This is a genomic window from Pseudomonas sp. FDAARGOS_761 (assembly GCF_013343155.1).
GTDB classification, from domain to species: Bacteria; Pseudomonadota; Gammaproteobacteria; order Pseudomonadales; family Pseudomonadaceae; genus Pseudomonas; species Pseudomonas aeruginosa.
In genome coordinates this window covers 4660910-4681417 of the sequence record NZ_CP054572.1, presented here as the reverse complement: position 1 = coordinate 4681417, position 20508 = coordinate 4660910, and the positions used below count along the sequence as shown (strand labels likewise).

Below are 20508 nucleotides of genomic sequence, written 5' to 3'. Positions count from 1 at the left end.
GGGACCTGCCCGTCCGCCCCCTGCTCCGGAACCGAACGCCCCATGGACAGCACCTCCGAAACCCGCAGCGGCAGCTGGCTGAGCGTGATCGCCCTGGCCCTGGCCGCCTTCATCTTCAACACCACGGAGTTCGTCCCGGTCGGCCTGCTCAGCGACATCGGCCACAGCTTCGAGATGCCTACCTCGCAGGTCGGCCTGATGTTGACCATCTATGCCTGGGTGGTGTCGCTGGCCTCGTTGCCGATGATGCTGCTGACCCGCAACATCGAGCGGCGCAAGCTGCTGGTCGGGGTATTCCTGCTGTTCATCGCCAGCCACGTGCTGTCCGGGCTGGCCTGGAGCTTCCAGGTGCTGATGCTCAGCCGGATCGGCATTGCCTTCGCCCACGCGGTGTTCTGGGCCATCACCGCTTCGCTGGCGGTGCGCGTGGCGCCGCCGGGACAGCAGGCCAAGGCGCTAGGGCTGCTGGCCACTGGCACCACCCTGGCGATGGTCCTGGGCATCCCGCTGGGGCGGGTGGTCGGCGAGGCCCTGGGCTGGCGTACCACCTTCATGGCCATCGCCGGACTCTCGGTGCTGACCCTGCTCTACCTGGCGCGCTCCCTGCCGCTGCTGCCAAGCCAGAACTCCGGTTCCCTGCGCAGCCTGCCGATGCTGTTCCGACGCCCGGCGCTGGTTTGCCTGTACGTGCTGACCGTGGTGGTGATCAGCGCCCAGTTCACCGCCTACAGCTACATCGAGCCCTTCGCCAAGCAGGTGGCGCAGATGAGCGGCGAGGCGACCACCCTGCTGCTGCTGTTGTTCGGCGGCGCCGGGATCTTCGGTTCGATCCTCTTCAGCCGCTACAGCGAGGCTTTCCCGCGAGGCTTCCTGCTGGCCGCGATCCTCGCCTTGGGCAGCAGCCTGGCGCTGCTGTTGCCGCTGTCCGCGCAGCCGACCTGGCTGATGGCGCTCAGCCTGCTCTGGGGCATGTCGATCATGTGCTTCGGCCTGGCCCAGCAGTCCCGCGTCCTGCGCCTCGCCTCGGACGCCACCGACGTGGCCATGGCGCTGTTCTCCGGCCTGTACAACGTCGGCATCGGCGCCGGCGCGCTGCTCGGCAGCGTGGTCAGCGAACGCATGGGCCTGGCCTCGATCGGCAACGTCGGCGCCGCGCTGGCGCTGGCCGGCCTGCTGCTCGCCCTGTTCGCCGCACTGCGCTACGCGGAGGCGCTGAAAAGCACGTCGTTGTGAGCGGTCATACCTGGGGTCGGATGATTCGGCGGAGGAATCCGCCCGCTTGATCTAGTCTTCTGGGACGAAAAGGCGCAGGGAGTGCGGGATTGCCCCGCGCCGGGCCGGCGCAGGGACGGAATATCGGGTGAACGTACAACAGAGCAAGTTCAGGCTGAGCCGCTGGGCGGGCGCGACACTGGCGCTCGGACTGCTGCTGTCCGGGCTGGGCGCCTGGGGGCTGGCGCTGGTCAACGAGCAACAGGCGCGGATGGCGCTGGAACGCGAGGCGGAACTGCTGGCCGAGGCGGTGACCCGCCGCGTGGAACTCTACCAGTATGGCTTGCGTGGGGTGCGCGGTGCCTTGCTGACGGCGGGCGAGGCGCACATCGACCGCGAACTGTTCCGCCGCTACAGCCTGACCCGCGACATCGACCGCGAGTTTCCCGGCGCCCGCGGCTTCGGCTTCATACGCCGGGTGGCGGCCGCCGACGAGGCCGGGTTCCTGCGCCAGGCGCGGGCCGACGGCCAGCCGGAGTTCCGCATCCAGCAACTGACTCCGCACGATGGCGAGCGCTATGTCATCCAGTACATCGAGCCGGTGGCGCGCAACGGCCAGGCGTTGGGCCTGGACATCGCCTCGGAAGCCAATCGCCGGGAGGCCGCCCGCGCCGCCCTGGAGACCGGGCAGGTGCGCCTGACGGGGCCGATCACCCTGGTCCAGGCCAGCGGCTTGCGCCAGCAATCGTTCCTCATCCTGATGCCGATCTACCGCAGCGGCATCACTCCACCGCCGGGGCCCCAGCGCGAACTCGAAGGCTTCGGCTGGAGCTATGCGCCGCTGCTGACCGGCGAGGTGCTGGCCGGGTTGCCCATCGACAACGCGGCGATCCACCTCGAACTCAGCGACGTCACCGGCGACGGCGCTGCCGTGCCCTTCTTCGTCAACGGCGCCGCGGCGCCGGCTCAACGCCTGTTCGGCCACATGCTGCGGCGGGAGATCTACGGTCGGCACTGGCAGATGGCGTTCAGCGCACTGCCGCTGTTCGTCCAGCGCCTGCACCAGCCTTCGCCGCGCATCCTGTTCCTGGCCGGCAGCCTGGTCAGCCTGTTGCTGGCGGCGCTGGTCAACGCCAGCGCCCTCGGCCGCCTGCGCCGGCGTCGGGAGGCGGCGACCCAGGCGCGGCTGGCGGCGATCGTCGGCAATTCGGCGGACGGCATCATCGGCGTCGGCCTCGACGGCGTCATCAGCGACTGGAATCGCGGGGCCGAGGCGTTGTTCGGCTACCGCGAGGAGCAGGCGGTCGGGCGGCGGGTGGTGGACCTGCTGGTGCCGCCATCCAAGGAGAACGAGGAACTCGACATCCTCGCCCGCATCGCCCGTAAAGAACAGGTGGTCAGCTTCGATACCGTGCGCCGGCACCAGGACGGCCACCTGCTCGATGTGGCGGTGACCGTCTCGCCGATCCTCGGTCCGGACGGCGGCGTGGTCGGCGCCTCGAAGACCGTACGCGACATCTCCGCGAAGAAGGCCGCCGAGGCCCGCATCCGCGAACTCAATACCGGCCTGGAGCACCAGATCGCCGAGCGTACCGCCGAACTGCGTCGGTTGAACGTACTGCTCGGCAGCGTGCTGCAGGCGGCGTCCGAGGTGTCGATCATCACCCTCGACCGCGACGGCATCATCAGCGGCTTCAATCTCGGTGCCGAGCGGATGCTCGGCTACCGCGCCGACGAGGTGGTCGGCAAGGCCTCGCCGACCCTGCTGCACAGCGAGCGGGAGTTGCTCGCCCGCGGCCAGGAGCTGGGCGAGGAGGGTTTCCGCGTGCTGGTGGCGCGGGCCGAACAGGAGGGCGCCGAGACCCGCGAATGGACCTATCTGCGCAAGGACGGCTCGCCGCTCAGCGTGACGCTTTCGGTTACCGTCCTGCGCGACGAGGCTGGGGCGATCAACGGCTACCTGGGCATCGCCGTCGATGTCACCGAATGGCGCAACGCCGAGCGCGAGATGGCCGCGGCGCGCGACCAGTTGCAAATGGCCGCCGACGTGGCGCGCCTGGGCATCTGGCGCTGGAACCTGGCCGACGACAGCCTGCAGTGGAACGAGCGCATGTGCGAGCTGTATGGCCAGCCGCTGGCGTTGCGCGACGGCGGCCTGGTCTACGAGCATTGGCGCAGCCGCCTGCATCCGGAAGACCTCGAGCGCACCGAGGCCAGCCTGCGCGCGGCGGTGGAGGGGCGCGGCAACTACGATGTGATCTTCCGCGTGGTGCTGCCCGACGGCGGCATCCGCTTCATCCAGGCCGGCGCGCAGGTCGAGCGCGACGCCGACGGCAACCCGCTGCAGGTCACCGGGATCAATATCGATATCACCAGCGACCAGCAACTGCAGGCGCGCCTGCGCGAGGCCAAGGAGCAGGCGGACGCCGCCAGCGCGGCGAAGTCGTCGTTCCTGGCGAACATGAGCCACGAGATCCGCACGCCGATGAATGCCGTGCTGGGCATGCTGCAACTGGCCCGGCAGACTGATCTCAACGAACGCCAGCGCGACTACCTGGACAAGGCCAGCTCGGCGGCAACCTCGTTGCTCGGCCTGCTCAACGACATCCTCGACTACTCGAAGATCGAGGCCGGCAAACTGGTCCTGGAAATGCTCCCCTTCGAGCTGGAGCCGCTGATGCAGGACCTGGCCGTGGTGCTCTCCGGCAACCAGGGCGACAAGGACGTCGAGGTGATCTTCGACATCGATCCCGAGCTGCCCAGCGCGGTGGTCGGCGACCGCCTGCGCCTGCAGCAGATCCTCATCAACCTGGCCGGCAACGCACTGAAGTTCACCGCCCGCGGGCACGTCCTGGTGAGCTTGCGGCGTCTGGCGCACGACGCCCACCTGGTGCGCCTGCGGGTGCTGGTGGCGGACACCGGCATCGGCATCAGCGCGGAACAGCAGCAGCGCATCTTCGAAGGTTTCACCCAGGCCGAGGCGTCCACCTCGCGACGCTTCGGCGGCACCGGCCTCGGCCTGTTCATCTGCAAGCGCCTGGTCGACCTGATGGGCGGTGAATTGCGGGTCGAGAGCGCGCCGGGCAGCGGTAGCCGGTTCTGGTTCGACCTGGACCTCGACGTCGCCCACGACCAACCGCTGCGTGCGGCCTGCCCCGGGGCCGGCGAACCGCTGCGGCTGCTGGTGGCGGACGACAACCTGGTGGCCGGCGAGCTGCTCGAACGCACGGTCGGCGCGCTCGGCTGGCGCGCCGACTGCGTCGGCAGCGGCAGCGAGGCGGTGGCACGGGTCCAGGCGGCGATGGCCGAAGGCCGTCGCTACGACGTGGTGCTGATGGATTGGCGCATGCCCGATCTCGACGGCCTCAGCGCGGCGCAACTGATCCGCCAGTTGCAGGGCGACCTGCCGCCGCCCATGGTGATCATGATCACCGCCTATGGCCGCGAGGTGCTGGCCGATGCGCGCGACCACAGCGCGCCGCCCTTCGTCGATTTTCTCACCAAGCCGGTCACGCCCAAGCAACTGGCCGACTCGGTGCTGCATGCCCTGCACGGTGAACAGGGCGCCCCGGCCAACCCGCCGCCGCGCCCGGTGGAGCGCACCCAGCGGTTGCGGGGCGTGCGTCTGCTGGTAGTGGAGGACAACGCGCTGAACCGCCAGGTCGCCGCCGAGCTGTTGAGCAGCGAGGGCGCCCGGGTGGCCCTCGCCGACGGTGGGCTGGCGGGCGTTCAGCAGGTGCTGGAGGCGAGCGTGCCGTTCGACGCGGTGCTGATGGACATGCAGATGCCGGATATCGATGGTCTCGAGGCGACCCGGCGAATCCGCGCCGACGGGCGCTTCGCCGGGCTGCCGATCCTGGCCATGACCGCCAACGCCTCGCTGGCCGACCGCGAAGCCTGCCTGGCGGCGGGCATGAACGACCATGTGGCGAAGCCGATCGACAAGGAGCGCCTGGTGCTTTGCCTGCTCGGTCATCTCGGCAGGAGCGGCGCCAGGGGCGCGCCGGCAACGGCAGCGGACGCGGGCGAACTGGTCGAGGCGCGGGGCGATATCGTCGGGCGTTTCGGCGGCAGCCTGGAGCTGATCGTCCAGGTGTTGCGGCGCTTCGTTCCGGATATGCAGGACCTCTTCGCCCAGCTCGAACGCCAGCTCGGCGAGGGCGATGTTCAGGGCAGCGCCGCGACCCTGCATACCATCAAGGGCAGCGCGTCCACCGTTGGCGCCAGCGCCCTGGCCGGCCGTGCCAGCGAGCTGGAGCAGGCCCTGCGCCGCGCCGATCCGCGGCGCGGCATGGAAATCCTCGCCGGCATCCGCCTCGACGAACTGCGCACCCTGTGCGATGCCTGCCTGCTCCGCCTGCAGGCGATGTTCGGCGACGTGCAGGCGGAGTCGGCGAGCTGAACCCCGGCGCGGTGGCCTGTCCCGCCAAGAATTCAGGCGGACCCGGGGCTCGCCTGCATCCGCTGCGGCCTGTAGGGCGAATAACGCCATGGGCGTTATCCGCCGATACTCCTGAAGCCCGCCCAGGTCTTGAGCGACATCCTCTTCCTGTCGTTCAGTGCCTTCAGGCGTCGCGCAGCAGGTCGTGGGCGTTGAGCAGGGCGTAGGCGACTTCCGGGCGCTTCTCCAGGCCGCGGCGGATGGCGGCGGGAATCGCCTGGCGGGTCTTGCGGCAGAGCCCCGGCTGCTCCTCGAAGCGCATGCGGATGCCGCGCATGCTGCGCACCTCGCCGAAGGCCGGGGCGATCCGCAGGCGGATGCCCAGTTGTTCCTCCATGCGCCGCAGCAGGTGTTCCAGGTCTTCCAGGCTGCGCAGGGCTTCCAGGCGAGCGGCCAGGCGCTGCTCTTCCTGGCGGGTCAGGAGGAGGATGCGACGGTCCGCGCCGGGCGCCTCCAGGCGCTCGCGTTCGCAGACGCAGGCGCCGGGCGGGCAGGGCTGGCGGAGGGGCGGGGAAGCGCTCATGGCACCATCATAGCCAGGACCGGCGTCCCGCGCCGCTACGCTCCGTCGCCCTCGCGAGCGCGCCTCAGCGCTTCAGCGGCACCTTGGCCTGCTGCTCCAGGCCGCTGAGGATGGCGTAGGCGATCTTCACCCGCTCGGCATTGGGATAGTTGCGGTTGGCCAGGATCACCAGGCCCAGGTCGCGGCCCGGGACGAACGCCACGTAGGCGCCGAAGCCGTTGGTGGAGCCGGTCTTGTTCAGCAGGCGCTGGCCCTCCAGCGCCTGTGGCGCGGGCAGCCTGGCGATCCTGTGTGGTTGCAGCGCCATCGGCGTCGAGTTGCCGGCCTGCAGGCGCTTCAGGGAGATCGGCCAGTCGTAGGCTTCCCAGCCCAGGCCCTGGGTCATGTCGCCGACCTTGTAGTAACCGCGATGGGTGGCATCGAGCGCCTGCGCCCAGGGCCTGTCCAGGCGCTCCGGATGCAGGTTGGCATCGACGAAGCGCAGCAGGTCGGCCGCGCTGGTCTTCACCCCGTAGCCTTCGGCATCCAGCGGGCCGGGACCGACCCGTAGCGGGCGGTCGTCCTTGCCGTAGCCCTGGGCGTACTGCGCCAGCGCCGCCTCGGGCACGTCGAGGTGGGTCTGTTCGAGGCCCAGTGCCGGGAACAATTGCTGCTCCATGAGCCGTTCGAACGGCTGGCCCAGGCTGCGCGCGGCGAGATAGCCGAACAGGCCGATGCTCGGGTTGGAATAGAGGCGCTGACTGCCCGGCGCGTAGGTCGGCTGCCACTGGCGGTAGTAGTCGCGGATCTGTGCCTGGTCCTTCTGCACCGAGTCGGGGAACTGCAGCGGCAAGCCGCCGGCGGTATAGGTCGCGAGGTCGAGCAGGCTGATGCCGTCGAAGCGGCTGCCCTGCAGTGCCGGCCAGTGCTGGCTGGCGCGGTCGTCGAGGCGCATCTTGTCCTGGGCCAGGGCATAGCCGGCGAGGGTGGCGGTGAAGGTCTTGCTCACCGAGCCGATCTCGAACAGGGTCTCCGGCGTCACCCGGCGGCCGTCCTCTTTCGAGGCCAGCCCATAGCTGAAGTAATGCGGTTCTCCTTTCAGGCTGATGGCCACGGCCAGGCCCGGAATGTCATTGGCCTTCATCACCGGTTGTACGGCGGCGTCGACCAATGCCTTCAGGCGATCCGCCGGGGCCTCGCCGGCAATGGCCGGGGTGGCGGCGAACAGCAGTGTGGAAGCGGCGATGCCGCACAGGCAGGGGAATCTGGTATCGCGCATGAGGATTGGCGTCCTTTGTCGTTGGCTGCATGAGAAACCGCCCCGGGAGCGCTCCTTGATCGGCGGGCGGGGAAAATCTAGGCTTGCGCAGGATTTGCGGCAAACGACGAATACTCGCGGCAGCCATTAGAAAAATTTGGAGCAGAGATTGGTTCGACCCCATTTGCCGCTGAACGCCCTGCGCGCCTTCGAAGCTTCGGCCCGGCACCTGAGCTTCACCCGCGCGGCCATCGAGCTGTGCGTGACCCAGGCGGCGGTCAGCCACCAGGTGAAGAGCCTCGAGGAGCGTCTCGGCGTGGCCCTGTTCAAGCGTCTGCCGCGCGGCCTCATGCTGACCCACGAGGGCGAGAGCCTGCTGCCGGTGCTGTGTGACTCCTTCGACCGCATCGCTGGCCTGCTGGAACGCTTCGAGGGTGGCCACTACCGGGACGTGCTCACCGTCGGCGCGGTCGGAACCTTCACGGTCGGTTGGCTGCTGCCGCGGCTGGAGGACTTCCAGGCGCGCCATCCCTTCATCGATCTGCGCCTGTCCACCCACAACAACCGCGTCGACATCGCCGCCGAGGGGCTCGACTACGCGATCCGCTTCGGCGGCGGCGCCTGGCACGGCACCGAGGCGCTGGCGTTGTTCGAGGCGCCGCTGACGGTGCTCTGCTGCCCGGAGGTCGCCGCCCAGTTGCACAGTCCCGCCGACCTGCTGCAGCACACCCTGCTGCGCTCCTACCGCGCCGACGAGTGGCCGCTGTGGTTCCAGGCGGCCGGACTGCCGGCGCACGCGCCGCTGACCCGGAGCATCGTCTTTGACACCTCGCTGGCCATGCTCGAGGCGGCCCGCCAGGGTGTCGGCGTGGCCCTGGCGCCGGCGGCGATGTTCGCCCGGCAACTGGCCAGCGAGAGCATCCGGCGTCCGTTCGCCACCGAAGTGAGTACCGGCAGCTACTGGCTGACGCGCTTGCAGTCGCGGGGGGAGACCAGCGCGATGCTGGTGTTCAGGGAGTGGTTGCTGGGCCAGGCCGTCTTGGAGAGCGAGGCGTAGCGTTATATCGGTTCGGGTATAAAGATGTAGAAGCGTCCGTTCTGCCTGAACGCTCTGGCGTTTCCGAGATTGATACGGTTTCTTGCGTTCGGATTGTGATTGGAGTGGTCAACGGCGTGACTGATATGGGCCGGTTTGTCTGAGTCTTTGGTCGGGCCGGACATCGTCACCCCCAAGCTGGCCGCATATGCTCGGCGAGCGGCTACAACTTCATTCTCAGGCATACCTCTCCGGCCTGTTTCCGCCACGACCGCCAGTTCGCACAAGCGGCCTGGATTATCCCTGGTGATTACCAGACGGGCTTCAGCGGCCAATAGCTCAAGCAGGGCTATAGAGGGGCCACAGCCCTGTGCGCTGCGCCTCTTGATAGTGTCCATGAGCGGTTCCATAGGGCCTCCTCTCGGGTACCGGTGGTTGTTAGAAGTATTGACGACGGTGCGCTTAAAGCAACCGGGAGCAGGTGCCGGTTGCGGCGAAACGGCGGATAACGCTTCGCGTTATGCGCCCTACGGGAGCGGTGCTCGGCTCGCCGGCGGAAGGCGTCTACGGCTTTCCGGTTCCCGCGTCGAAATACGACCCGCCGTTGCTCGGCAGTCCCGTCCACATCTCGTCGAGATTGCGGAAGTTCCAGGCCTCCGCCGGCTCGAAGCCGACGATTCGGTCGGTCTGTCCGGCCCTACCCAGGTCTATCACCTGCTGCGGGATCGGCACCTTCGAGCGGGCCGAGAAGAATACCTTGACCCGTGGCGTCAGCAGCGAGCGGCCGTGTTGCTCGAGGACCACGCCGAGGCGCCCGCTTTCCAGCCTGACCAGCGCGCCGACCGGGTAGATGCCCACCGCCTTGACGAAGGCGCGGAACACCTGCGGGTCGAAGTGCCCGTTCCATTCGGCCATGCGCCGGATCGCCTCGGCGGCGTTCCAGCCCTTCTTGTAGGGACGGTCGGAGGTGATCGCGTCGTAGACGTCGCACACCGTGCCCATCCGCGCCAGCAGGCTGATCTGCTCCTGCGCCAGGCCGAAGGGGTAGCCGGTGCCGTCGATGCGCTCGTGATGGTGCAGGCAGACATCCACCACCAGGGCGCTGACCTGGCGGCAATCGAGCAGCATCCGCGCGCCGTTCTGCGGATGCCGGCGGACCAGGCCGAATTCCTGCTCGGTGAGCTTGCCGGGCTTGTTCAGGATCGGATCGGGTACCGCCATCTTGCCGATGTCGTGCAGCAGCCCGGCCAGCCCCGCCTCGTGTACCAGCGGGTCGGACAGTTCGAGCTGGCGGGCGAGGGCGATCATCAGCGCGCAGACCGCCACCGAATGCATGTAGGTGTATTCATCCGAGGTCTTCAGCCGTACCAGGCTGACCAGCGCGTTGGGATGGCGCAGCACCGAGGCGGAGATTTCGTCCACCAGGTCCGATGCATGCGCGGTGTCGATGGCCTGGCCCATGCGCGCGTCGTGGAACATGCTGACCACGGCGGCCTTGGCGCGGCCGCAGAGCAGGGCGGCGTGGCGGATTTCCTCCTCCAGGGCGACCCGCGCCGGCGAAGGGTCGGCCGGCATGGTGACCGGCAGGACCGCAGCGGCCGAGACCGCCGCTTCCTCCGGGAGGTCGAGGCCCTTGCCGGCGTCGATCCAGACCTCCTTCACGGCGCTTTCGCGCAGGCGCTGCAGGTCGGACTGGTTGTCGAGCAGGAAGCCGCCCTTTTTCCAGAACGGGTGGTCCAGCCACGAGCCGCAAAGGCTCTGGACGAACATACCGAGGCGAAGCTGGGTTACCGGAATGCGTTTCAGCACGATGGGCTCGACCTCGAGACTGGGCCAGGTGGCTGTCTCCTAACGGTAGCCGAGATGGGCCGGCGGGAGTGAGAGATGCCCGTCAGTTCGTCGGCGTGACCTTCGCTTGGCTGCGTATCGTTCTGTATCCGCGTACTCCCGGCATACAAATCCCTCCGCCGACGGTACAGCCCCGATACATCGCCCTGGCGAAGTGGCCCTATCCAAACCGGCGCCAGCCAGGTCCTCGCGCTGGCGGAGACGGCGGTGGAAACCTACGGCGGCGATAGCACGAGCCAAATCTCAGTCGCGGCGCTCGACGAGCGCGTCCTGGTGTACAGCCATCAAGCGTTGCGCGTTGGGCGTGAGATGGCCGCTGTGCCAGATGAAATGGATCTCGGTGGTGCCATAGTCGCGCAACGGATGCGCGCGGACCTGGTGGTTGCCAGGTAGCGTCGCAAGCACGGAGCGCAGCACCCAGGCGGCACCCATGCCTGCGCTGACGCAGGCGAGCATGGTGTGGTAGGACTCGATTTCCAGCACTGGCAGTTGTTGCAGGCAGTCGGCTTCCTCCAGCCAGCGATCCATGCGGAAGCGGAACGAGCAGTCGTGACGGAACCCATACAGTTCGGCGCAACGCAGGTCGCGCGGACTGGTGATCGGTGGATGATCCAGCTCGGTAACCAGCACCATTTCGTCGACGAAGGCCAGGCTACTTTCCAGGGTCTGAGAGCGCACGGGACCATCGCTCAGGGCCAGGTCTAGCACTCCATCCGAGACCTGCTGCACCAAGGCTTCCGAGGCTTCGCTGCGGATGTCCAGTTCGATCGCGCGGTGGCGTTGGCGGAACCGCCCGATCAGGCATGGCATGAAGGCGACCAGAACCACGTCGAGGGCACCTACCACCAGGCGGCCGCCGCTCTCTTCGTTGCGCATCATGGCCCGGGTACTGTCGCTGAGATCGAGGATTCGCCGGGCATGCTCCAGCAGACGCCGACCGTCCGGCGACAGGCGCAGACGCTGGTGCTCGCGCAGGAACAGCTGGCAGCCGAGGTCTTCCTCAAGCTGGCGGATGCGTACGGAGAGACTCGACGGGACACGGTTCAGCGCCTTCGCCGCGGCGTTGATCGAGCCGGTGTGGGCCACGGCGCAGAAGGCGCGGAGCTGAGACAATTGCACCTGGGTATTCTCGCTTTGCGAATCGTTGGCTGAATATTTTTCGATTTCCAGAATACCTTGTCGTTCGCTACCGTTCGCCCGTCCTTACGTCCGGTGATCGGATCCCGGCGTTCCTTCCCGGCTTGCGGGCCTATCGCGTCCGCTCATGGAGAGATTACATGGATCTGCAACTCGCACAGCGCAGGGTGCTGGTTAGTGGCGGTTCGCGCGGTATCGGCCGCGCCATCGTCGAACATTTTCTCGCCGAAGGGGCCGAGGTGGCCTTCTGCGCCCGTGGTGAGGCGGGCGTGGCCGAAGCAGCGGATTGCTTCGGCGAGCGTGCCTTTGGCATGTCTGTGGACATCACCGACCCGCAGCAGGTGCGCGGTTGGGTAACGCGCTCGGCGCTGCACTTGGGCGGCATCGACATCGTTGTGCCCAACGTCAGCGCGCTGGCCGGTGGCGGAGACCTGGACACCTGGCGGCGCGCTTTCGAGACCGACCTGCTGGGCAGCGTGGGCATGGTCGCTGCCGCCCTGCCGTGGTTGAAACGCTCCGAGGCTGCCTCGGTGGTGCTGATCTCCAGTGTTTCCGGCCGCGAGGTGGACATGTTCGCCGAGCCCTATGGCGTGCTCAAGGCGGCCCTGGTCCACTACGGGAAGACGCTTGCCAGCCGCCATGCGGAGGACGGCATTCGGGTCAATACGGTGTCGCCGGGCAACGTCTATTTCGAAGATGGCGTATGGGGCGCGATCGAACGGGATAGCCCGGAAACCTTCGCCCGTTGTCTCGCCGCCAATCCCATGGGGCGCATGGCGCGACCCGACGAGGTGGCGCGGGCGGTGCTGTTCCTGGCCAGCCCGGCGGCCAGCTTCACCACCGGAACCAACCTGCTGGTGGACGGCGGGTTGACCCGGGGCGTGCAGTTCTGAGCAGAGTGCCGGAGGCTCAGGCCTCTACCAGCTCCGGCGCATCCCGCCGCTGTTCCGTCGGCGCATGGGGCGCCGGCTTGCCGAGGATCAGGTCGGCGGCCTTCTCGCCGATCATGATCGCCGGGGCGTTGGTATTGCCGGTGATCAGCGTCGGCATGATCGACGCATCGGCCACCCGCAGGCCTTGCAGGCCGTGCACGCGCAACTGGTCGTCGACCACCGCGAGCTGGTCGTGGCCCATCTTGCAGGTGCCCACCGGATGGAACACGGTGCCCAGGTTGGCGCGGATCCAGGCCTCGATCTGGCCGCGGCTGGAAACCTGCGGGCCCGGTACCAGCTCGCCCTTGAGGTGACGGGCGAAGCTGCGGCTGGCGGCCAGTTTGCGGACCAGTTGGAAACCCTGGACCAGGGTATCGAGGTCGGCAGGGTGGCTGAGGAAGTTGGCTTCGATCAGCGGCCGGTCGTGCGGGTCCGGCGAGTTCAGGCGGACCCGCCCGCGGCTCTGCGGGTGCATCACCGCGACGTGCAGGCTGACCCCGTGGCCGAAGGGGACCAGGCGCTGCGGCTGGTTCTTCAGCGCGGGGGCGACGATCAGACCCAGCTCCGGGGTCTCTGCCTGCGGGTCGAGGCGGAGGAAGCCACCGGACTCGACGGTGTTCGAGGTCAGCGCCCCGCGCCGGCCGAACAGGTACTGCCAGGGCGAGCGCAGCAGCGGCAGCCAGCCCTTCGGCGAGAAACCCAGGCCGTAGCCGAGCTTGGCCTCGGTGCGGTACATCAGCACGATGTCCTGGTGGTCCTGCAGGTTCTCGCCGACCCCAGGCAACTCATGGCGCTGGACGATGCCGTGGCGCGCCAGTTCCGCCGCCGGGCCGATGCCGGAGAGCAACAGGAGCTGCGGCGAGTTGATCGAGCCGGCGCTGAGGATCACTTCGCGGCGTGCCTGCAATTGCACGACCTCGCCAGCCTGGCTGATCTCCACGCCGGTGGCGCGGGTGCCTTCCAGCAGCACGCGCAGGGTCAGCGCCGAGCTGAGCACGGTGAGGTTGGGCCGCGCCAGGGCCGGGTGCAGGAAGGCGCGCGCCGCGCTACAGCGTTCGCCGTTGACCTGGGTGACGTGGAACGGGCCGATGCCTTCCTGGCGCTCGCCGTTGAAGTCGGCGTTGTACGGCCAGCCCATTTCCTCGGCAGCCTGGAAGAACACCTGGTTGATCGGGCCCGGGCTGCGCTGCGCGGCGACGTTCAATTCGCCGCCGCGCCCGTGCCAGGGCGATTCGCCCGGCTCGAAATGTTCCGAGCGGCGAAAGTAGGGCAGCAGCTCGTCGTAGCTCCAGCCGCGATTGCCGAGGGATGCCCAGCGGTCGTAGTCGTGGCGGTCGCCGCGGATGTAGATCATCCCGTTGATCGCGCTGGAGCCGCCCCAGACCTTGCCGCGCGGGCAGGCGATCGGCTGGTTGGCGGTGCCGGGCTGGGCGGCGAAGCGATGCATCCAGTTCCACTTCGGGTTGGCGATCAGGCGGATGATCCCGGCCGGTGTGCGGATGTAGGCGGCGGGGAGCGGCGTGCGGTCGCTGGGGCCGGCCTCGACCAGGCAGACCGAGACGGCGGGATCGGCGGAAAGACGGTTGGCCAGGACGCAACCGGCGGAGCCGGCGCCGACCACGATGTAGTCGAACGAGCGGCGGGCAGTGGAAGTCATGTCGGCACCTTTCTGGGTGTGCTGCCGGGCCTCGCCCGGCGTTCTTTTTCGCCCCGCGCCCATGGGCGCGACGCTACTCCATTGGACGGGGAAGCGCGCCCGGCCGCTTGTCCCAGCCTGCCGGCGGGCTTGACCGAGGCTGCCAGGCGGCGCGCTAAAGCCCCAGCAGCGAGCCCATGTCGACCATCAGTTGCAGGCCGACGACGAAACCGTCGCCGCTCAGTTCGCGGGCGCCGGGGTTGTAGTAGTTGTCCGGGTTGAAGATGTACTGCACCGACGGCTCCAGCGCGATGTGCGGGGTCAGTGCGATGTGCGCATTGGTTTCCAGGGCGTACACGTCGCGCTGGCCGAGTTTCGCGTCGCCGCCGGCGGCGATCCGCGCCTGGCGCTGGAACTCCAGCTGGTGGTCGTTCAGGCGCAGGTAGCTGGCCTTGAGGTTGAGCTTGTCCCGCGTGCGGTCGAACGGCGCATGGTAGGTCAGGCCCAGCTCGGCGAAATGACGGAACGGCTGCTTGTCGTCGGCCGATACCGACAGCGAGCCGAACAGCCCCAGCGCCCTCGGCGAATCGAGGCGGCCGCCGTCGGCGCGCCAGAACAGCTGCTGGAACTTGAAGAAGCCGCCGGCGCTGCCGTGGTCGCTGGCGCCGGTGAGCGGGTCGACCTGGTTGGCGGTGTTCAGGTAGGCGTTGAGTTCATAGTGCGAGCGGTAGGGATCGAGGCTTTCCTCGCGCTTGTCGCCGATCCCCAGCAGCAGGCTGGTGCCGCTGGCGTCGTCGGTGCCGAAATCGAGGCCATGGCGCTTCTTCAGGTAATCCACCGGGTTGGACTCGAAGGCCCCGGCGTGCAGGTACAGGGTCGGGGTCGCCCGGTACTTCAGGTAGCCGCCCCAGGCGCCGTAGGGCGGCGGCAGGATGCCGGTGGAGGCGTCGATGATCGGGTCGTTGCAGGTGACCACGGTCTCGCAGTTGTAGATCAGGAAATAGCGCCGCGCATTGGTGCGTCCGAGATGGCTGTCGAGGCGTCCGCCCAGCCACTGCTGCTGCCAGGTGAGCAGGCTCAGCTGGTTGGCGCCGATGTCGTTGTGCAGCGGCGCGCCGCCGAAGTAGCTGCCCACCGCGCCCTGCCAGCTCGGCCCGGTGGGCTGACCGGTGCCGCGGTCGAGGATGAACAGGGTTTCCTCGATGTGCAGCGAGGCGCCGTCCAGGCCGGCGAGGGTGGCGAGGTCGAGGTCGGCGCCGAGGAACAGGTCGCCGCTGTTGCCGAAGCTGTGCTGGCGCGGGCCGGTGTCGAGGTTCTTCAGCGACAGGCTCCAGAACTGCGCGTGGGTCTTCACGCCGTGGCGCTGGAGTCGTTCGCCGAACCCGGCCAGCGGGCCGCTGCGGCTGTCTTCGGCGGCCTGCGCGGAGAGACCGAGGAAACCGGCGCAGAGCAGCGCCGGCAAGGTGCGGAGGGTTTTCATGGCAAGGCACTCGTCTTGTTGTTGTTCTGTCGTGCGAATCGCTGTCCGCCCCAAGCGGACAGGTGCATCCGGAGCGAAGGCGGCTCAGGCGCAGAGATAGCCGCCGTCCACCGCCAGCACGGCGCCGGTGACGAAGCTGGCGCCGGGACCGCAGAGGAAGGCCGCGGCGCTGGCCACCTCGGGCGCCTCGCCCCAGCGCGCCAGCGGCGTGCGCTGCATGATCCGGCGGGTGGCCTCGACGTCGGCCTTGAGCCCGGCGCCCAGCGGCGTGTCGATCCAGCCGGGGGCGATGGCGTTGACCCGGATGCGCTCGGCGGCATACTCGCAGGCCAGGGAACGGGTCAGCTGGACGATGGCGCCCTTGCTGGCGCTGTAGGCCGGGCGGTCGGCGGAACCGAAGGTGCTGTACATCGAGGCGATGTTGAGGATGCTGCCGCCGCGCTGCGCCAGCAGCGGCCGGGCCAGTTGGCTGGCGAGCATGGCGGCGCTCAGGTTGAGGCGCAGCACCCGTTCGAAGGTCGCCAGGTCGTATTCCTCGCGGTCGCGGCTGATGCCGGCGTTGTTCACCAGCACATCCAGGCGCGGCAGCGCTTCGAACAGCCGTTGCAGGCGCTGGCTGTCGGTGATGTCCAGTTCTTCCCGGCGAATCCGCGGATGACGCGGTGCGTGCACGCCGTCGGCGTCCAGGCCGAGGGCGACGACTTCGGCGCCGAGTTCGGCGAACTGCATGGCGATGGCCGCGCCGATGCCGGAGCTGCCGCCAGTGACCAGCACCTGCTGGCCGGCGTAGATATCGTGTTGGAAAACCATCGGCGATCGTTCCTTCAGGCGTCGGCCAGGGCCGGGTTGGGATTGACCAGCACCTTGACCTGCGACTTGTCGCGCAGCAGGGCCTCGAAACCGTGCTCGACGGCCTGCTCCAGGGGCACGCTGCGGGTCACTGCGCGGGCCAGGTCGAGGCGGCCATCGGCGAGCAGGGCAATCAGCTCTGGGAAGGCGTCGCGGTAGCCGACGCTGCCGAGCAGGCGCAGTTCGCGGTTGACCAGGTCGAAGGCGTCCAGCCTGACCTCGCCCATCAGGCTCACCAGCACCAGCTCGCCACCCTTGCGCAGGCTGGCCAGGGCGGCGTCGAGGCTGGCCTGGCTGCCGGCGGCCTCGAAGGCGCAATCGAGCGCGCCGCCTTCGCGCAGGCGCGCCGCCGTGTCGCCGTCACGGGCGTCGAGCGCCCGGCTGGCGCCGAATTCGCCGGCCAGGGCGAGGCGCTCGGGACTGACGTCGACCGCGGCGATGTCCTCGATTCCGCGCAGGCGGGCGAGCATCACCAGCAGCAGACCGATCGGGCCAAGCCCGAACACCGCGCAGCGCTGGCCCGGCGCCAGGCTGCTGCGGCGCAGCGCGTGCAGGGCCACGGCGGCCGGTTCGAGCACGGCGGCCTGGCGGAAGCCCACCGCGTCCGGCAGGCGGTGCAGCATGTAGGCCGGCACCCGCGCGCGCTCGGCGAAGCCGCCGTCGCCCATCAGGCCGATGAAGCCCATCGACTCGCAGAGGTTGTAGCGGCCTTCCCGGCAGTAGCGGCATTCGCCGCAGCGGTATTCCGGCTCCACCGCGACGCGGTCGCCGATGCGCAGTCCCTCCACGCCAGGGCCGAGCGCGGCGACCACGCCGCAGAACTCATGGCCGAGGGTCAGCGGCGCGCGGCAACCGGACAGCGGGTGCGCCTCGGCCTGGGGAATCGAGTGCGGGCCGCTCTGGTATTCGTGCAGGTCGCTGCCGCAGATGCCGCAGTAGGCGACTTCCAGTTCGACTTCGCCGGGCCGCGGCGCCTGGCGTTCCAGTTCGCTCAGGCGGAGGTCGCGGGCGGCGTGCCAGCGCAGTGCTTTCATGGTTGGTTTCCTTGCAGGACGGAAGTAGGCGCGCTGCGCTGGCGCGCCAGCACGGCGGGTGCGGTTTCGCGCAGGAACAGCGAGAGGAACGCGGCGAGCAGGGCGCCGCCGCAGGACATCCACATGACGATGGACAGGCCGAAGCGGTCGGCGGCGAAGCCGGCCACGGTCGGCGCGAGGAAACCGCCGACCAGTTCGCCGAGGCCCATGATCAGGCCGAGGGCGGTGGCGATGACGCCGCGCGAGACGGTCTCCGCCGGGATGGTCGCCATGAACAGGGTGAAGCAGCCGAGCCCGGTGTAGGTCAGCAGCAACAGCAGGCCGAGGCTGGTCGCGTTCGGCGCATAGAGCAGCGCCAGCGGGCAACACGCGGCGAGCAGGGAGAACGCCACCAGGGTCGGCCGACGGCCGATGCGATCGGATATCGCCGGTACGGCGAAGCCCCAGACCACCCAGGCGACGCCCAGGCAGCTCATCAGCCTGCCCATGGTCGCCGGGCTGAAGCCGCGGGCGTTGACCAGGAAGGTCGGGGTAAAGGAAATCAGCACGATGAACCAGGTGACGAATACGCAACTGATCAGGGTGCAGAGCAGGATGTTGCGGCTCTTCAGCAGTGCCAGGCGCTTGCCTTTCGCTTCTTCTGCGCGCGGCGCCGGGCGCTGCGCGCGGGGCGGGTCGGGACGCACATGGCGCCAGATCAGCCAGGCGATCAGCAGGCCCGGCAGCAACGAGACGATGAAGGCGTGACGCCAGCCGAGGGCTTCGGCCAGGGCCACCAGCAGCGGCGGGCCGACCACCGCGCCGAGCAGGCCGGCCGCCGAGCCCTGTAGCAGGCCCATGTTGAGGCCGCGGCGATGCGGCGAGGAGGCCTCGACCATCAGTGATTGCGAGAGCGGCAGGATCGGCCCCTCGGCCAGGCCCATGATACCGCGGAACAGCAGCAGGCTGAGGAAGCCGCCGACCAGCCCGGACAGCGCCGAGCACAGCGAGAACAGGATCACCGCCACGATCAGCAGCGGCTTGCGCTGGCCGCGGCGGTCGGACCAGGCGCCGACCAGCGCGCCGGATACCGCCCAGGCCAGGGCCAGCACCGAGGAGAGCATGCCCAGGTGGCTGTTGCTCAGTTGCAGCTCCTGTTCCATGAAGGGAAACAGGAAGGACAGCGCCAGGCGGTCGAAGAAGACGAAGCCGAAGGTCAGGAACAGCACGCAGAGCAGGACGTTTTCGTAACTGGCGGAATTGTTGTTATGCGCCATGTCGGTCTCCAGGCCGGGCGGGCCGGCCGGCGGGGAGGCGCGCATCCGCCGGGGCGGCGCGCGCCCGGGGTCAGCGGAACAGGGAGTCGATGTAGGCGGCGCCGACGCCGATCTTGTCGTAGTGCGCGCGGCACATCGCGATGTAGTCGTGGACGTCGAAGATGCCGTCCGCGTTGCCCTTCTCGTCGAGCCAGACCAGCGGCCCCTTGACGATGAAGAACGCACGCATCGGCTGCTCGTGCTCATAGGCCACCAGGGTGTGGCCCTCGCCGGGCGTCTCGTAGACGAAGTCGTCGGCGGTGGCGGTCCAATCGTGCTCCAGGTAGCCCCACTTGCCGCTGATGGTGTAGGCGAACACCTCGTGCGGGTGGTAGTGGCGGTTGACCAGGCCGGCGCTCGTCGCCATCAGGATGTCGCACCAGCGGTTTTCGCTTGGCGAGATCCACAGCGGACGCGACTTCACGGTCTCGGTGAAGGGCACGTAGAGGCGCTCGTCTTCGGTCGGCGCGTTGCGCAGGTAGACCTCGGGCTTGGCGTCCGGCTTGAAGCAGTCGGGAATCGGTTGCAGGTCTTTCCAGAATTCACGGGTGGCGAGTTCGGGCATGGGGCGGCCTCTGTCGTTGTTATCGTCGGGCCGACTCTAGCCATGGGCGGGCCTTCGGGTTTGACCCTGGCGGCCAGGAAACTTGCGCTTTTCGGACATGGCCTGGCGTGACCCGCGGCGCGCCGCCAAGCTGGCCTGCCCAGCGTCGGAGCCGGCTGGGGGGCGATTGACGGAGGAAAGGATTCAGATGTTAATGACGGGGTGCCAGGCGCCTCGCCGACCGACCGCGACAGGTTGGCGGAGCGGCCCGGCGCCTGGCCCCGGAGGCCTTGCCTGAGGTCCGGGAGGTCCACGCAGCGTTCGACGAGAAGAATAAAAATGCCCGCAAATGCCTTGCTCGAAACCCGGCGGGCCAGCACCCAGGACATTCCCCTGGAGCAGCGGCTGGCGTTCTGGGAGGACTACAACGCTTCCATCCTGGTTGGCCTGAAATGTTCGTCGTATTCCCAGGCCGGCTTCGCCGCGACCCAGGACAACCTCTGCCTCGAACGCCTGCGGCTGGCCCGCATCGGCGGCAACGAGCACGTGGTGGAGCGCGACCGCTCGATGATCCGCGCAGTGCCCAAGGAGTCGATCTTCGTCTCCCTGGTGCAGGGTAGCCAGTCGTTCTTCTACCAGGACAACGGCTGCAACCTCCTGCAACCGGGCGAGCTGGTTATCTACCGGACCGACAAGCCCTACCTGTTCGGTTTTTCCGGACCGATGCGGCAGTTCATCTTCGACATTCCCCAGGACGATTTCGCCGAGCGCTGCCTGCGCGACTTCAAGGGACCGCTGAAGATCGGCGCGGAAAGCCCGGTGCAGCGCCTGCTGGTGCGGACCCTCGGCGAGCGTACCCGGGATTTCCTCGACAGCCCCCATGGCGAGGATGCCGAGCGCTACCAGGAGGAAGCCTACGACCTGCTGGCGAGCATCATCAGCGACCATGCCGGCGAGCACCGCGCCAGCGCCCTGGGCGCGTCCTACCTGCTGGCGGCCAAGCAGTACATCCAGCAGCACCTCGACGAGCCCGCCCTGAGCTGCGAGCGGGTGGCCGCCGCCACTGGCGTCTCCAGCCGGCACCTGGCGCGGCTGTTCGCCCAGGAAGGCAGCTCGCCCGGGCGCTACCTGCAGGAGCGGCGCCTGGAGCGGGCCCGCCAGTTGCTCGCTTCGCCCCAGGGCCGGCGCCTGGATGTCGCCGAGGTCGCCTATCGCCACGGCTTCTCCAGCCAGGCGCATTTCGCCCGGGCCTTCAAGGCGCGCTACGGGATGACGCCGAGCGAGGCGCGTGGCCGCTAGACCCG

The 20508-nt window shown here is 68.6% G+C and carries 15 protein-coding genes; 5 read left to right on the top strand and 10 right to left on the bottom strand.

Annotation, left to right across the window (positions count from 1 at the left end; translation table 11 throughout):
- The first annotated feature begins 42 nt into the window (after positions 1-42).
- The gene (locus tag FOC67_RS21750) at positions 43-1233 is read left to right on the top strand and encodes a sugar transporter (protein WP_003093428.1); all 1191 of its coding nucleotides are present in this window, start codon (positions 43-45) and stop codon (positions 1231-1233) included.
- Positions 1234-1360: 127 nt separating this feature from the next.
- Positions 1361-5614, top strand: a complete 4254-nt coding sequence (locus FOC67_RS21745; protein WP_004351703.1) for a CHASE domain-containing protein — start codon at positions 1361-1363, stop codon at positions 5612-5614.
- Positions 5615-5777: 163 nt separating this feature from the next.
- Here FOC67_RS21745 and FOC67_RS21740 read toward each other — a convergent pair whose 3' ends face one another.
- Positions 5778-6176, bottom strand: coding sequence for a hypothetical protein (locus FOC67_RS21740; protein WP_003093424.1), 399 nt, complete (start codon positions 6174-6176; stop codon positions 5778-5780).
- A gap of 64 nt (positions 6177-6240) precedes the next feature.
- Positions 6241-7434 carry a class C beta-lactamase PDC-12 gene (locus tag FOC67_RS21735; RefSeq protein ID WP_009313329.1) on the bottom strand — a complete coding sequence of 398 codons (1194 nt, stop codon included), beginning with the start codon at positions 7432-7434 and terminating at the stop codon, positions 6241-6243.
- A gap of 148 nt (positions 7435-7582) precedes the next feature.
- On the opposite strand from FOC67_RS21735, the gene ampR reads away from it, so the two are divergent.
- Entirely contained in the window at positions 7583-8470 is an 888-nt protein-coding gene (gene ampR, locus FOC67_RS21730) for a LysR family transcriptional regulator AmpR (protein WP_009313330.1), read from the top strand.
- 543 nt (positions 8471-9013) lie between these two features.
- On the opposite strand, the gene FOC67_RS21725 is transcribed toward ampR, so the two are convergent.
- Entirely contained in the window at positions 9014-10258 is a 1245-nt protein-coding gene (locus tag FOC67_RS21725) for a cyclic di-GMP phosphodiesterase (protein WP_009313332.1), read from the bottom strand.
- A gap of 282 nt (positions 10259-10540) precedes the next feature.
- On the bottom strand, positions 10541-11416 hold the full coding sequence (locus tag FOC67_RS21720) for a LysR family transcriptional regulator (protein ID WP_003093413.1): 876 nt from the start codon (positions 11414-11416) through the stop codon (positions 10541-10543).
- Between the two features lie 158 nt (positions 11417-11574).
- Between FOC67_RS21720 and FOC67_RS21715 the strand changes: the two genes are divergently transcribed.
- Positions 11575-12327 (top strand): SDR family NAD(P)-dependent oxidoreductase, encoded by a 753-nt coding sequence (locus FOC67_RS21715; protein ID WP_003093411.1) that lies wholly within the window; start codon positions 11575-11577, stop codon positions 12325-12327.
- A 16-nt stretch (positions 12328-12343) separates the two neighbouring features.
- On the opposite strand, the gene FOC67_RS21710 is transcribed toward FOC67_RS21715, so the two are convergent.
- From FOC67_RS21710 to FOC67_RS21685, 6 genes are all read right to left on the bottom strand, one after another.
- Complete coding sequence (locus FOC67_RS21710) at positions 12344-14023, bottom strand: GMC family oxidoreductase (protein WP_003110144.1); 1680 nt, start codon at positions 14021-14023, stop codon at positions 12344-12346.
- 154 nt (positions 14024-14177) lie between these two features.
- Positions 14178-15482: a carbohydrate porin gene (locus FOC67_RS21705; protein WP_003093407.1), complete on the bottom strand. Its 1305-nt coding sequence runs from the start codon at positions 15480-15482 to the stop codon at positions 14178-14180.
- Between the two features lie 84 nt (positions 15483-15566).
- A complete protein-coding gene (locus FOC67_RS21700; RefSeq protein ID WP_003093405.1) occupies positions 15567-16292 on the bottom strand; it encodes an SDR family NAD(P)-dependent oxidoreductase in 726 nt (241 codons plus the stop codon).
- Between the two features lie 14 nt (positions 16293-16306).
- Positions 16307-17365 (bottom strand): 2,3-butanediol dehydrogenase, encoded by a 1059-nt coding sequence (locus FOC67_RS21695; RefSeq protein ID WP_009313333.1) that lies wholly within the window; start codon positions 17363-17365, stop codon positions 16307-16309.
- Entirely contained in the window at positions 17362-18621 is a 1260-nt protein-coding gene (locus FOC67_RS21690) for an MFS transporter (protein WP_020750850.1), read from the bottom strand. The genes FOC67_RS21695 and FOC67_RS21690 overlap by 4 nt, the downstream gene beginning before the upstream one ends.
- Positions 18622-18691: 70 nt before the next feature.
- The gene (locus FOC67_RS21685) at positions 18692-19225 is read right to left on the bottom strand and encodes a 2,4'-dihydroxyacetophenone dioxygenase family protein (RefSeq protein WP_009313335.1); all 534 of its coding nucleotides are present in this window, start codon (positions 19223-19225) and stop codon (positions 18692-18694) included.
- Positions 19226-19543: 318 nt separating this feature from the next.
- Here FOC67_RS21685 and FOC67_RS21680 point away from each other — a divergent pair, with 318 nt between their 5' ends.
- Complete coding sequence (locus tag FOC67_RS21680; RefSeq protein ID WP_009313336.1) at positions 19544-20503, top strand: helix-turn-helix domain-containing protein; 960 nt, start codon at positions 19544-19546, stop codon at positions 20501-20503.
- The last annotated feature ends 5 nt before the right edge of the window (positions 20504-20508 follow it).

Bases quoted from the DNA above. Each gene is read 5' to 3' on its own strand.
- FOC67_RS21750 (WP_003093428.1), top strand. From the start codon at position 43: ATGGACAGCACCTCCGAAACCCGCAGCGGCAGCTGGCTGAGCGTGATC.
- FOC67_RS21740 (WP_003093424.1), bottom strand. From the start codon at position 6,176: ATGAGCGCTTCCCCGCCCCTCCGCCAGCCCTGCCCGCCCGGCGCCTGC.
- FOC67_RS21735 (WP_009313329.1), bottom strand. From the start codon at position 7,434: ATGCGCGATACCAGATTCCCCTGCCTGTGCGGCATCGCCGCTTCCACA.
- FOC67_RS21715 (WP_003093411.1), top strand. From the start codon at position 11,575: ATGGATCTGCAACTCGCACAGCGCAGGGTGCTGGTTAGTGGCGGTTCG.
- FOC67_RS21710 (WP_003110144.1), bottom strand. From the start codon at position 14,023: ATGACTTCCACTGCCCGCCGCTCGTTCGACTACATCGTGGTCGGCGCC.
- FOC67_RS21705 (WP_003093407.1), bottom strand. From the start codon at position 15,482: ATGAAAACCCTCCGCACCTTGCCGGCGCTGCTCTGCGCCGGTTTCCTC.
- FOC67_RS21700 (WP_003093405.1), bottom strand. From the start codon at position 16,292: ATGGTTTTCCAACACGATATCTACGCCGGCCAGCAGGTGCTGGTCACT.
- FOC67_RS21695 (WP_009313333.1), bottom strand. From the start codon at position 17,365: ATGAAAGCACTGCGCTGGCACGCCGCCCGCGACCTCCGCCTGAGCGAA.
- FOC67_RS21690 (WP_020750850.1), bottom strand. From the start codon at position 18,621: ATGGCGCATAACAACAATTCCGCCAGTTACGAAAACGTCCTGCTCTGC.
- FOC67_RS21685 (WP_009313335.1), bottom strand. From the start codon at position 19,225: ATGCCCGAACTCGCCACCCGTGAATTCTGGAAAGACCTGCAACCGATT.
- FOC67_RS21680 (WP_009313336.1), top strand. From the start codon at position 19,544: ATGCCCGCAAATGCCTTGCTCGAAACCCGGCGGGCCAGCACCCAGGAC.